The sequence below is a fragment of the Micromonospora saelicesensis genome (assembly GCF_900091575.1).
Lineage (GTDB): Bacteria > Actinomycetota > Actinomycetes > Mycobacteriales > Micromonosporaceae > Micromonospora > Micromonospora saelicesensis.
In genome coordinates, this window is record NZ_FMCR01000002.1 from 77,381 (window position 1) to 90,513 (window position 13,133).

Below are 13,133 nucleotides of genomic sequence, written 5' to 3' on the forward strand. Positions count from 1 at the left end.
GCGCTCAGCTCACCAGCAGCAGCGCGCCGACCGCGGCGAGCGTCGCGGTGACCGCGAGCAGGGTGCTGGTCAGCACGAACCGGGTCAGCGGCACCGCCACTCCGGCCGCCCGGCAGCGCTCGAACCACAGCAGGGTGGCCAGTGACGCCCAGGGGGCGGCCAGCGGGCCAACGTTGGTGCCGATCAGCAGGGCCAGCAGGCGGGTGTGGTCACCGGTCGGCAGCACCGACTCGCCGGCCAGGTAGGTGGGCAGGTTGTTCACCGCGTTGGCGAGCAGCGCTCCGCTGCCACCGGCGCGTAGCGCGCCCAGCGCACCACCGTCGGCGCCGACCAGGGTGCCGACCAGGTCGTCCAGCCCGTGCCGGCCGAGGGTCTGCACCACCAGGAACAGGCCGGTGACGAAGAACAGCAGGCGCACCGGGACCAGACCTGGGCGTAGCGTGGCGGGGGAGCGGACCAGGAACCCGACCAGCACCAGGACGAGCCCGACGGTGGAGGCGATCTCGATCTCCACGCCGGCGAGGATGCCGGCGACGAAGATCAGGCAACCGGCGAGCGCCGTACGGTGCAGCACCGGGTCAGCCGGCACGTGCCGGGTCGGCGGGACGAATCGCCCACCGGCGGGTCGCTCCCGCCGCCACCACCCGAACCAGAGCAGGGCCATGGTGACCGCCACGGCGGCGATCTGCGGCAACGCCATCCGAGCCGCGTACGCCAGGGGCGCCAGCCCGACCCGGTCGGCGGCGAGCAGGTTGGTCAGGTTGGACACCGGCAGCAGCAGGCTCGCGGTGTTCGCCAGCCAGACGGTGGTGACGGCGAGCGGGGCGGCGGGGATCCGCAGGTTCCGGGCCAGCGCGAGCAGCACCGGGGTGAGCAGCACTGCTGTGGTGTCGAGGTTGAGCACGAGGGTGGTCAGCGTGGCGAGACCACCGCAGAGCAGGAACAGTACGGCCCAACTGCCCCGGGAGGCGATGGCCAGTCGGCTGGACAGCACGTCGAAGACACCGGCCACGGCGGTCAGCTCGGCGAGCACGATCACGGTGCCGAGGAACAGCAGCAGCGGCAGGATCCGGTGCAGGGTGGCGGTGGTCTCCGCGCGGGGGAGCAGCCCGCTCAGCGCGCAGGCCGCCCCGACCACGGCGAGGACGGCTGCCACCAGGTCCAGGGGGTGGGGTCGCCGACGCGTGGTCGGTTCGGGCGGGGCGGCAACTGTCACGTCTGTTCACGTTGGCACAGCGCCTGACCAGCCGGTTCGCAACCCCCGTCCTGGTGACGGGCCCCACCGTGCCCGCCCGCGACGAGCCTGGCGTCGCAACGCGCCGGGCCCGGCCCCCGAAGATCGGAGACCGGGCCCGGTGTGGTGCGCGTTGCCTACCAGCCCAGGTAGCTGGGCTGGGTCTGCACGTTGAGCTCCTGGTAGCGGGTCAGCTTGGCCGACCAGGTACGCCAGTCGTTCAGCTCCAGGACGTCCAGGCCCTTTACCATGTCGTTGGAGTAGATGTGGCCGTTGTAGTAGTACGCGGACCAGGTGCCACCGCCGACGAACGTGTCGGCCGAGAGCGGGCCGCGCTCCCAGAAGGCGATCTCCTTCGGGTTGGCCGAGTCGGTGAAGTCGAACACCGAGATGCCACCCTGGTACCACGCCTGGACCATGATGTCCTTGCCGAGCACCGGGATCAGCGAGCCGTTGTGCGCCACGCAGTTCTCGGTGTCGGCGTTCGCCCGGGGGATCTTGTAGTAGCTGCGGAAGGTCATCGTCCGGGCGTTGCCGCGGCCGGCGATGTCGTAGATGGCGTCCGCGCCCCGGTTCGGGCCGACGGTCTCGTTGCAGGTCGCCGCCCCGCCACCACCCAGCTCGTCGGTGAAGATCACCTTGGTGCCGGCGTTGTTGAAGGTGGCCGAGTGCCAGAACGCGAAGTTGACCTCGTCCCGGACCCGGTTGATGACGCGGGGCGCCTCGCGGTTCTTGATGTCGAGCAGGATGCCGTCACCCATGCAGGCGCCGGCGGCCAGGTCCTTCGACGGGTAGGCGGTGATGTCGTGGCAACCGGTGGTCGCCGAGCCGGTCTGGCTGCCGGGGAAGCCGCCGTCCGGGAAGAGGTTCGGCGTCGCGACCACTGCCGCGTCGGTCGGCTTCTTCACCGGCACCTTGATGATGGAGATGGAGTCGTGCGGCGGCTGGCAGTCCGGGAATTCGGCCCGCGGGCTGTACGACGAGACGTACAGGTAGATGGCCTTGCGGTCCTTGCCCGGCACCAGGGTGTGGGTGTGGGAGCCGCAGGCCGTCTCGACGGACTTGATGTAGCGCGGGTTGGCCTTGTCCTTGATGTCGAAGACCTTGATGCCCTCCCACGAGCCCTTCACGTCCGCTCCCTGCGTGGTGCTGTTGCAGGAGTCGTCGCTGCGCGACGAGTCGGTGGAGAGGAAGAGCAGGTCACCGTGGACGGAGATGTCGTTCTGCGACCCCGGGCAGAGCACCCGGGCCTTGACCGTCGGCGCGCTGGGCCGCGAGATGTCGTAGATGACGAAGCCGTTGTAGTTGCCGGCGAACGCGTACTTGCCCTGGAAGGCGATGTCGCTGTTGGTCGCGTCCAGTGGGGCGACCTTGGGGACGTTCGCGATCTGGCGCAGGTTGGGGCTGCTCACGATCTCGTCGACGCCCGGGATCGTGTTGGTGAGCGCGGGGGCCGGGGCCGCCTGCGGCACCGTCTGGGCGCTGCTCGCCGGGGCGACGAGGGCACTGGCGACGAGGAGGCCGGTCGTGGCGAGGGCCACGACACGCAGTTGTCGTAACCGTGGCTTGTGGAATCTGATCATCGGCGGGGCCCTTCGCAAGGGGGAGACGATGGTTGACACGTTACCGTCCGACGAAGAACGTCGATGTGAGCTGGATCACATGAAAGTGGGTTCTTCAATGGATAGCATCGCGGTGACCTCGACTCCAGGGAGTGGCCCATGACCAACCGGCGCGCACGTACCCTGGCGGTCGTCACATTGGCTCTCGTTTTGCCGCTGATGGTGTTCATGGTGATCCGCCTCGACGGCGACACCGGTACGAACGCGCCGCAGCCGGTCTCCGCGCCCGCCACCTCCGCCGCGTCGCCGACGGCCAGCCCCGTCCCCACCGATCTGACCGTCATCGCGCCCGGCCGACCGGGCGAGACGGCGGCCACCCGCCCGGCGCACGAGGTCCGCGACGCCGGTCCCGCCCCGCACAACTCGCTGGACGTCTGGTTCGTCCGGATGATGATCCCGCACCACGCGCAGGCCCTGGCGATGGCGGAGCTCGCCCCCGACCGGGCCGCCGACCCCGACGTCCGGGCCATCGCCGAGCGCATCCGGGCCAGCCAGGGGCCGGAGATGGGCATGATGCGCGGCTGGTTGCAGACCCGTGGCCTCCCGGCGGAGGCGCAGGGGCACGACCACGGCACCATGCGCGGCATGCAGTCGCCAGAGGCGATGCGGCAGCTCGCCGCGGCCCGTGGCGCGGACTTCGACCGGCTCTTCGTCCGGATGATGACCGAGCACCACCAGGGTGCCATCGAGATGGCCACCAACCTGCTCACTGTCGGCTCCGACCTGACGCTCAACGAGTTCGCCAACTCCGTCGCCACCGAGCAGACCGTCGAGATCGACCGCATGCGCGAGGTCCTCGGCGGCTGATTCCCGTGCGCGGGGCGCGAGGGCCGAGCATCCCGGCACGTACGCTGGGTGACCGTGAGACGCACAGTGTTCGGTCGCCCGCTGCGCGGCGTCGCCTTCGACGTGGCCGTCGCCCTGCTGGTGGTCTTCGTCTCCCTGGCCGCGGCGGTGAACCAGCCGGGCGGTTGGGCGGCCACGGCGGTCGGCGTGGGGATGGCGGTGGCGCTGCTGTTCCGCCGCACCCACCCGAGCGCGGTGACGGTGGCGGTCGCGGTGCTCGCCCTGATCCAGGTGATCGCCCGCTGGGGTCCGCTCATCTACGACGTGGCCGTCCTGATCGCGCTCTACAGCGTGGTGAAGTACGGCCGGCGGCTGCGCGACGGCGTACTGGCCGGCGCGGTCGCGGCCGTCGGCGTGCTGCTGGCCGCCGCGCAGACCCCGAACGTCATCCAGTGGTGGGTGACCGCGCTGTGGTACGCGCTGGTCACCGGCGCGGTGTGGTTGGTCGCGCTGAACGTGCGGACCCGCCGGCTCTACGTGCTCAGCCTGGAGGAGCGGGCCACCACCCTGGAACGCGAGCGGGAGGCCGAGTCCCGGGCGGCGGTCGCCGAGGAGCGCACCCGGATCGCTCGTGAGCTGCACGACGTGGTCGCCCACAGCATGGCCGTGATGATCGTCCAGGCGGACGGGGCCCGGTTCATGCTCGACCGTGACCCCGCCCAGGCGCGAACCGCCGTGAAGGTGGTCGCGGACACCGGCCGGCAGGCGCTGGAGGAGATGCGCCGCCTGGTCGGCGTTCTGCGCGACGCCGGCCCGGCCGGCGGGGAGGGGGCCGACGGGCTGGCGGCGGCGGCCGACCCCGAGCACCGACGCCTCGCGCTGGCCGAGCTGCCCGACCTGCTGGCCCGGTTCGACGACGCCGGTCTGCACGTTCGCAGCACCGTCACCGGTGCGCCACCGGCCCTGCCGCCGGGCCTGGAGCTGACCGTCTACCGGGTGGTGCAGGAGGCGTTGACCAACGCGCTCAAGCACGCCGGCGTCGGCGCCGGCGTCGAGGTCGTCCTGTCGTACACCGCCGAGGCCGTCGTGGTCCGGGTGGTCGACGACGGTCGCGGCCGCCCGCTGGTCAGCCCGGCGCCGTCCGGCGGTCACGGCCTGCTCGGCATGCGGGAGCGGGTGACGGTGTACGACGGCAGCCTCACCGCGGGTCCCCGGCTGACCGGGGGCTGGCAGGTCGAGGTTCGGCTGCCGCTACCGTCAGAGCCGGCAACGGAGGTGATCGCGGCATGACGGTCCGGGTAGTGATCGTGGACGACCAGGCGCTGGTCCGCGCGGGGTTCCGGATGGTGCTGGAATCCCAGCCCGACCTGGAGGTCGTCGGGGAGGCGATCGACGGCGCGGACGCTCTGCGGGTGCTCGCCCGCACCGAGGCCGACGTGGTCGTGATGGACATCCGGATGCCCACCATGGACGGGGTGGAGGCGACCCGTCGACTCTGCGCCGAGCGGCCCGCGGGTGGCCCTCGGGTGTTGGTGCTGACCACCTTCGACACCGAGGCGGACGCGTTCGCGGCCCTGCAGGCCGGTGCGAGTGGCTTCCTGCTCAAGAACGTCCCGCCGGAGGAGCTGCTGGCCGCGATCCGGGTGGTGGCCCAGGGCGACTCGGTGGTGGCTCCGTCGATCACCCGACGCCTGCTGGACCGGTTCGCCGGGCAGCTCGGCGCCGCCCCGAGCGCCGACCCTCGACTCGCGCAGCTCACCGAACGGGAACGGGAGGTGCTGCTGCTGGTCGCCCAGGGGCTGTCCAACGCGGAGATCGCCGCCCGGGTGCATGTGGCCGAGGCGACGGTGAAGACCCACGTCGGGCGGATCCTGGCGAAACTCCAGCTGCGCGACCGGGTCCAGGCGGTGGTCCTGGCGTACGAGAGCGGGCTGGTCACGCCCGGCGGATGACACCGCGTACGACCTGGGTCGTAGCGGCCGACGGGTGCACCGCGACCCGGGGTGCACGCAGGTCGAGCGCGCAGGTGGAGATCGACAGACCGGTTCCGGCCATAGCGTCGGAGGGGTCTGATCCGCCACCTGCACCGGGAGCCCCGCATGATCCGCCTGACCCTGCGTTCGCTGCGCGCCGAGGCGCTGCGCATGCTGCTCTCGGCGCTCGCCGTCGTGCTCGGCGTCGCGTTCGTCGCCGGCACGATGATCTTCGTCGACGGGATGCGGGCCGGGGCGTACGAGCGGGCCGGCACCTTCGACCGCCACACCGACCTGGGGGTCTACTCGGCCGGCCGAGAGGTGTTGCCCCCGGCACTGGTCGACCGGGTGCGGGCGGTCGACGGGGTGGCCGCCGCCGCCGGTGAGCTGACCAACACCGCCGGGATCGTCGGAGCCGACGGTCGGCCGGTGCTCGGCTTCACCATGCTCGTCGCCATCCCCACCGAGGACGCGCTGCGCTCGTACGACGTGGTGGCCGGCCGGTTGCCCGACCGGGCCGGGGAGGTGGTGCTCGACGCGCCGACCGCGGCCGAGCAGGGCTTCGGGCTCGGCGCGGCGGTCCGGATCGGCGCCACCGGCGGAGCGGCCCGCCCGTACACCCTGGTGGGCACCGTCGATGTGGCGGGCACCGCCCGCGACGTCGGCGGTCCGTTAGTCGGCCTGGTCGGGCCGGACGCCCTGGCCCTCACCGGCGAGCGCGGCTACGGCCGGATCATGGTGGCGGCCCGACCGGGCGCCGACGTCGCGGCGCTGACCGAGAAGGTACGCGCGGTGTCCGGCGCCGAAGCCACAGTGAAGAGTCGCCAGCAGATTCTCGACGAGGCCGTGGAGGACGCGGTCCGCAACGTGGAACAGTTCCGCATGCTGCTGTTGATCTTCGTAGGGGTCGCGATCGTGGTGGCCGGCTTCGTGATCGCCAACACCTTCGCGATCGTGCTGGCCCAGCGCACCCGACGGACCGCGCTGCTGCGCCTGATCGGCGCCACCCGGGGACAGGTCTTCCGGTCCACAGTGCTGGAGTCGGCGGTGCTGGGGCTGGTCGCCTCCGCGCTCGGGGTGCTGCTCGGAGTGGCCCTCGCCGCCGGGTTGCGGCTGCTGCTGTCCCAACTGGACGTGCCGGTGACCGGTGTGCTGACCGTGACCGGTTCGACAGTGCTCACCGGCCTGCTGCTGGGCACCGGGCTCACCGTGTGCGCCGCCCTGCTGCCGGCCTGGCGCGGGACGCGGATCGCCCCGGTGGCCGCGCTCACCGACGCCGCGGTGCAGCCCAGCCGGGGTGCTGGTCGGGTTCGGCTGAGCATCGGCGCGCTGGTCCTCGTCGTCGGTGTGGCCGCGCTGGCCGGCGCCGCCAGCGCCGGTCAGCTGCTACTGGTGGCGGTCGGTGGGGTGCTCACCTTCTTCGGGATCGTGCTGTTCGGGCCGGTGCTCGTCCCCGCGCTGGCCCGGGTGTTCGGTTGGCCGGTCCGACGAGTGCTCGGCACCATCGGTGAGCTGGCGGTCAGCAACACGGTGCGCAATCCGCGGCGGGTCGCCGCGACGGCCACCGCGCTGGTGATCGGTATCGGACTGGTCTCGGCGTTCATGGTCGGCGCGCGCAGCACCAAGGACGGCATCGAACGCAGCGTGGACGCCCAGATCGGGACGGACTTCGTGGTCAGCGGAATCGGTCAGGACCTGCCGGCCGCGCTCGTCGGTGAGCTCGCCTCCCGTCCCGAACTGGGTGTGGTGCACGAGCAGCGCAGCACTGTCGTCGACGACGTCGAGATCCGCGCGGCCCACCCGGCGCTGGTCGGCCGGACGCTGAGCGGGGTGCTGACCGGCGACGCCGAGCGGGTCGGGCCGGGGCAGGTGCTGGTGCACCGCGAGTTGGCGCGGGCCCGCGGCTGGCAGGTCGGCTCACCGGTGACGGTCGGGGGGAGGTCGTTCCGGGTGGCCGCCGTGGTGACCGACGACAGCCCCGGCGGTGAGGTGCCCGCAGGTCACGTCATCGACCTGTCCGACCAGGACTTCGCCGCGCTCTTCCCCGCCCAGCGCGGCTATCTGGCCGAGATCGACCCCGCCGCCGGGGTGAGCCCCGAGCGGGCCCGCGACGCGATCACCGTGGTGCTGGGCCGCTACCCGACGGTGAACCTGATGGATCAGGGCGCGTACAAGAAGATGCTCACTGGCACTGTGGACATGCTGCTCGCGTTCGTGACCGCGCTGCTCGGTCTGGCCGTGGTGATCGCCCTGGTCGGCGTGGCGAACACCCTGAGCCTGTCGGTGGTCGAACGGACCAGGGAGAACGCCGTGCTGCGGGCGGTCGGGCTCACCCGAGGGCGGATGCGGGCGGTGCTCGCCGTCGAGGCGGTGCTGATGGCGCTGGTCGGCGCGGTGCTCGGGGTCGGGCTCGGCACCGGAGTCAGCGCGTCCGCGATGGCCCTGCTGGACCGCCTCGGCGGCGACTTCCACGTGGTGCTGCCGCTCGGCCAGCTCGGGCTGATCCTCGGTGTCGCGGTGCTCGCCGCCCTGCTCGCCTCGGTGCTGCCGGCCCGCCGGGCGCTGTCCCGGCCGGTCGTCGAGGCGCTCGCCGACCAGTGAGCCGGTCGCGGTCCGGACCGGCCGGGTCCGACCCCGGCGACCGGACGGACATCCGCTGGCCGGTCCCGCCATCTTCCCCGGCGGCGGGACCGGCCAGCGGTGCCGGGTCTACAGTCGCTCGACCATCGGGCCGGCGCACCGGTTGCGGGTGTCGAAGATGTAGCGGGCGTGCCTGACCACGAGGTCGTAGTCGAAGGTGTCATGGTCGGTGACCACCACCACCGCGTCGGCCGCGCGCACCTCACGCTCGCTGAGCCCGACCACGGTGATCCCGGCGGGGATCTGGTGCGCCTCGGCGTACGGCTCGACGGCGTGCACCTCGGCGCCGAGGGCCTGCAACCGACGGGCCACGTCCACGGCGGGGGAGTCGCGCATGTCGCCGGTGTTCTTCTTGTACGCCAGACCGAGCAGCAGCAGTCGGGCGCCGCTGACGGCCCGGCCGTCCCGGTTCAGCCCACCCATGATCCGCTGCGCCACGTGTTCGGGCATCTCGTGGTTGACGTCATTGGCCAGCTCGATGAACCGGAACTGCCGACCGAGGCGGCGCTTGACCTGCCAGGACAGGTAGCACGGGTCGATCGGCAGGCAGTGCCCGCCGACGCCGGGGCCGGGTCGGAACGGCATGAAGCCGAACGGTTTGGTCGAGGCGGCGTCGATCGCCTCCCAGACGTCGATGTCGAGGTGGTGCGAGAGCATGGTCAGCTCGTTGATCAGCGCGATGTTGACCTGGCGGAACGTGTTCTCGATCAGCTTGGTCAGCTCGGCGACGCGGGTGGAGTCCACCGGTACGGTGCGTTCCACGAGACGCTGGTAGAACTCGTCCACCCGGGCCAGCGCCGCCGCGTCCACACCGGAGACCACCTTCGGGGTGTTCTCCAGTCGCCAGGTCGGGTTGCCCGGGTCGATCCGCTCGGGGCTGTAGCCGAGGTGGAAGTCACCGGGGCTGGTCAGGCCGCTGGCCGACTCCAACAACGGGCGCAGCAGCTCCTCGGTGGTGCCCGGGTAGGTCGTCGACTCCAGGATCACCGTGCAGCCCGGGCGGACGTACGGGCCGATACCGATGCCGGCCTGCTCGACGAAGCTCAGGTCCGGGGTCCCGTCGCGCAGCGGGGTCGGCACCGTGATGACGCAGATGTCGAACCCGTCAGCGTCGGTGTACTCCGTGCTGGGGTGGTAGCGGCCGCTGCCCAACGCGCGGCCCAGCCGGTCGGCCGGGATGTCCTCGACGAACGACTCGCCGGAGGCGAGACGCTTCACCCGGTCGGCGTCGACGTCGAGACCGACCACGTCGAGCCCCGCCTCGACGGCCCGCATGGCCAGCGGCAGTCCGACGTACCCCTGACCGATCACGACCAGCTTTTCAGCGCTCACCCAGGCTCCCGCAGCAGATGGTGTAAATAGCCTGCTCAGAGCCTAGAGGCGTCTTCGGCGTCGTAAGTCCGTTTTGGGGATATCGGTGCTGGTGGGACTGACGGGGGTCGGCGACAGCGGTCCGCTCAACCGCCCGCCGGCACCTCCGGATCGACCGGCGCACTGGAGGTGGCCGGCGGATCAGACGGCGGCGCGGTCGTCGGCGGCGCGCCCGTCGTGGGCGCCGCGCTGGTCGGCGGCGCCGTGGTGACGCCCACCGTTGGCGTCGGCGGGCCGACCGTCTGGCTGGGCTCCAGGCTCGGCGTGGCGGAGACCGAGGCCGACGGGGAGTTGCCGGGGACGTGCGGCCGGTCCGGCCGGCCCGGCTCGACACTGGTGATCTGCTCGTTCGCCGCGGGCAGGTCGACGGGGCCGCTCGGCGCCACCGTCGGCGAGGTGGCCGGCAGATTGACCGCCGGGTCCTCGCCGACGTTACGCGTCGCGGCCAGCGCCGCGCCGAGCCCGACCAGCGCGACCAGCATGGCCGCCGCCGCGCCGACGAGCGGACCCCGCCGTCGCTGGCGCCCGTCCGCCACCGCCGCGCCGGCCGGCACGTCCGTGCGGGTGCCCGGCCCAGCGTCGCGCAGCGCGACCGGCCCGGCCATCGCCGTCGGCGGCTCGCCGCCGGTGACCGCCGTCCGAGCGGCCTCGGCCATCGCCGCTCCGCTGGTGAATCGCTCCAGCGGATCCTTGGCCAGGGCCCGCGACACCAGGGCGCGGACCGCCTCCGGTATGTCGTGCGGCAGCTCCGGCGGCTCGTCGTCCAGGTGCCGCACGGCGACCTGGAGCGGATTGTCACCGGTGAACGGCGGACTGCCGGTCAGGCAGCAGTAGGTGACCGCGCCCAGGGCGTAGATGTCGGTGGCACCGCTGACCGGCCGACCGGCGGCCTGCTCGGGAGCCATGTAGAGGGCGGTGCCCGGCACCGCGTTGGTGCTGGTGATGCTGGTGATGTCGGTGGAGCGGGCCACGCCGAAGTCCACCAGGACGACAGTGCCGTCCTCCTGCACCAGCAGGTTGCTGGGTTTGACGTCGCGGTGCACGATGCCGCCGCGATGCGCCGCGTTGAGCGCTGCGGCCGCCTGGGCCACGATCGACATCGTCTCGGCCACGTCGAGCCGTCCGGCCGCCTCGATCCGCTTGGACAACGGCTCGCCGGCGACGAACTCCATGACGAGGTAGTCCGCACGCCCGCCGTCGGGGAGATCGTCCGCACCGCAGTCGAAGACCTGCACGATGCCGGGGTGCCGCAGCGCCGCCATGATCCGGGCCTCGGCGCGGAACCGGGCGATGAAATCGGGATCGGAGACCAACGCCGGCAGGAGAACCTTGACCGCGACCTGCCGGCCGAGGATCAGGTCGGAGGCACGCCAAACGTCGCCCATGCCGCCCGTGGCGACACGTTCGTCCAAGCGGTAGCGACCGCTGAGCACGACCTCCGATGACAACACCGCATTACCGTACCTAGAGTGGCGCGGGGCGGCGCGCCGCGGCAGGGCCGCCGGGCGGCTGGTTCGGACTGGCTGATCCGGCCTGACCTGTGTGGACGCTCACCCTTCGTGACGCTGCGGATGTGTGGTGTCACAAAAAGCGACTATTTCCGTCGCTCGGGTCGTCGTCGGGGGCGAGAAACCGCCTCCCGGCGTGGGTGGCGTCCGCTGCGTACGGGCCGTTACGACGACGCGCCGTCGGGCCGGGTTGATAATTGTCACTCTTCCGTGACACGACGCCGACTTGTCGCGTCGTGAGCCCCCTCTTAGCGTTAGCCCGGCTCGGGCCCTCCCGGCTACCTCGGCGGCCAGCGCGCCGATCGACCACCCTGGCGTTGGCCCCCGGACCCGCCGCCCCGACAATCGTGGTCGCGGGCACAATCAGAGCGGTGGAGGGCGGTGCGGTGCTGGTGCTGATCGGGCGGACGACTCGTGCCGCGTCGCGTGCGCCAGCCCGATTGGTCGGGCCGACACGCCCCGAACGACGCGTGGGCCGCACATGACCGCCGACCTGTCGGAGGTGGTGACCGCCGCGCAGGCCGGGGACGAGGAGGCGTTCCGCTTTCTCTACCGGAGCCTCCAGCCTGGGCTGCTGCGCTACCTGACCGCGCTCGTCGGCGCCGACGCCGAGGACGTCGCCTCCGAGACCTGGCTCCAGATCTCCCGTGACCTGCCCGGCTTCAGCGGGGGCGAGTTCCGGGCCTGGGCGGTCACCATCGCCCGTAACCGCGCGATGGACCACCTGCGCCGGATGCGCCGCCGCCCCTCGCTCCCGGTCCCGGTGCAGGCGCTCGCCGAGCTCGCCAGCGACGCGGACACCGCCGAGGGAGCCAGCGAGACGATCGGTACCGAGACCGCCCTCGCGCTGATCGCCACCCTCCCGCCCCGGGAAGCCGAAGCGGTCCTGCTGCGGGCCGTGATCGGGCTGGACGCGGGATCCGCCGGCCGGGTGCTGGGCCGCCGGGCCGGCGCCGTGCGGACCGCCGCTCACCGCGGCCTACGCCGGCTCGCGGTCCTGCTGGAGCGGCAGAACCCGGCCGAGTCGTCGGTCGGCATCGAGGGGGTGCCACCACCGCGTGCGGGGAGCGGCCCCGCCCTGCGGACATCGCACGTCGAACCGGCGGACGGCTGACGTGAGGGGACTCCCGATGAACCCGTTCCGGCGGGCCGACCACGCCGACACCGAGCGGCTGCTCGACTCGGCCCCTGCCCGGGTGGACGCCACCCTGGATCAGGGCCCGTCCGCCACGCCCACAGAGGTGGACGCGAACTCACCCGAGGCGCACCTGAACACCCCGGACGTGCCCCCGGTGGCCGCGTTGCTCGCCGCGGCGGCCGGCCCCGTCCGCCCGGGCGAGCTGGCCGGGGAGGACGCCGCGGTGGCCGCGTTCCGGGCCGCCCGGGCCAACCCGACGCCGGCCGTGCCGCAGCGGCCACACCGTCGCCGGATGACCACCGGCGCGGTGGCCTGGATCGGCGCGGTGGCAGCTACCGCGACCGCGGGGGCCGCCTTCGCGGCGGTCACCCGGGACCGGGGGCCAGACCCGGTCGCACCGGCACCGTCACGCCCGTCACCCTCGCCGCACCAGGGCGCATCCCGGTCGACCGAGCCCGGTCGGTCGGTGGGCCCCGGCGCCGCGTCGCCGGGCGCGCCGCCGTCCGTCGCCGCCACGCCGCCGGCCGGTCCCGCTACCGCCGGCCAGATGCACGGACAGTGCCGCGCGTGGCGGGCGAAAGAGCCCGACCAGCGGGAGAAGGCGCTACGCACGCCGGCCTTCCAGAAGCTGGTGACCGCCGCCGGCGGGCCCGCCGAGGTCGAGGCGTACTGCCAGCGGCTCGTACCCGAGACGAAGCCGTCCGAGCCGGCGAAGGTCACGCCCTCCGATTCGGCGAAGGGCAAGCCGTCCCCATCGGGCAAAGCCCCGCCGTCACCGCCGCGACCGGGTCACCCCGTAGGCGGCTGACCGGTCGACGGTTGGAGCGGTTCGTTCCGCCCTGCTTCGGAAATTCGTCTGTT

The 13,133-nt window shown here is 72.6% G+C and carries 10 protein-coding genes; 6 read left to right on the plus strand and 4 right to left on the minus strand.

Features of this window, described 5'->3' with window-relative positions; all coding sequences use genetic code 11:
- Window positions 1–4: 4 nt before the first annotated feature.
- Entirely contained in the window at window positions 5–1,216 is a 1,212-nt protein-coding gene (locus GA0070561_RS08245) for an ArsB/NhaD family transporter (RefSeq protein ID WP_091397810.1), read from the minus strand.
- Between the two features lie 155 nt (window positions 1,217–1,371).
- Window positions 1,372–2,817 (minus strand): LVIVD repeat-containing protein, encoded by a 1,446-nt coding sequence (locus tag GA0070561_RS08250; RefSeq protein WP_091397814.1) that lies wholly within the window; start codon window positions 2,815–2,817, stop codon window positions 1,372–1,374.
- A 138-nt stretch (window positions 2,818–2,955) separates the two neighbouring features.
- On the opposite strand from GA0070561_RS08250, the gene GA0070561_RS08255 reads away from it, so the two are divergent.
- The 4 genes from GA0070561_RS08255 to GA0070561_RS08270 all read left to right on the plus strand — a co-directional run bounded on the left by GA0070561_RS08255 (window position 2,956) and on the right by GA0070561_RS08270 (window position 8,216).
- Window positions 2,956–3,663, plus strand: coding sequence for a DUF305 domain-containing protein (locus tag GA0070561_RS08255; protein WP_091397817.1), 708 nt, complete (start codon window positions 2,956–2,958; stop codon window positions 3,661–3,663).
- Between the two features lie 48 nt (window positions 3,664–3,711).
- Window positions 3,712–4,932: a sensor histidine kinase gene (locus GA0070561_RS08260; RefSeq protein ID WP_091397820.1), complete on the plus strand. Its 1,221-nt coding sequence runs from the start codon at window positions 3,712–3,714 to the stop codon at window positions 4,930–4,932.
- Window positions 4,929–5,594, plus strand: coding sequence for a response regulator (locus GA0070561_RS08265; RefSeq protein WP_091397823.1), 666 nt, complete (start codon window positions 4,929–4,931; stop codon window positions 5,592–5,594). Before GA0070561_RS08260 ends, GA0070561_RS08265 begins: the two co-directional genes overlap by 4 nt.
- 147 nt (window positions 5,595–5,741) lie before the next feature.
- The gene (locus tag GA0070561_RS08270) at window positions 5,742–8,216 is read left to right on the plus strand and encodes an ABC transporter permease (RefSeq protein ID WP_091397826.1); all 2,475 of its coding nucleotides are present in this window, start codon (window positions 5,742–5,744) and stop codon (window positions 8,214–8,216) included.
- Between the two features lie 108 nt (window positions 8,217–8,324).
- On the opposite strand, the gene GA0070561_RS08275 is transcribed toward GA0070561_RS08270, so the two are convergent.
- Window positions 8,325–9,587, minus strand: a complete 1,263-nt coding sequence (locus GA0070561_RS08275) for a nucleotide sugar dehydrogenase (RefSeq protein ID WP_091397830.1) — start codon at window positions 9,585–9,587, stop codon at window positions 8,325–8,327.
- Between the two features lie 125 nt (window positions 9,588–9,712).
- Window positions 9,713–11,077 carry a serine/threonine-protein kinase gene (locus GA0070561_RS08280; protein WP_091397833.1) on the minus strand — a complete coding sequence of 455 codons (1,365 nt, stop codon included), beginning with the start codon at window positions 11,075–11,077 and terminating at the stop codon, window positions 9,713–9,715.
- 538 nt (window positions 11,078–11,615) lie between these two features.
- Here GA0070561_RS08280 and GA0070561_RS08285 point away from each other — a divergent pair.
- Together GA0070561_RS08285 and GA0070561_RS08290 are read left to right on the plus strand one after the other, a co-directional pair.
- The gene (locus tag GA0070561_RS08285; protein ID WP_091397836.1) at window positions 11,616–12,248 is read left to right on the plus strand and encodes an RNA polymerase sigma factor; all 633 of its coding nucleotides are present in this window, start codon (window positions 11,616–11,618) and stop codon (window positions 12,246–12,248) included.
- Between the two features lie 16 nt (window positions 12,249–12,264).
- Window positions 12,265–13,080, plus strand: a complete 816-nt coding sequence (locus tag GA0070561_RS08290; RefSeq protein WP_091397839.1) for a hypothetical protein — start codon at window positions 12,265–12,267, stop codon at window positions 13,078–13,080.
- The last annotated feature ends 53 nt before the right edge of the window (window positions 13,081–13,133 follow it).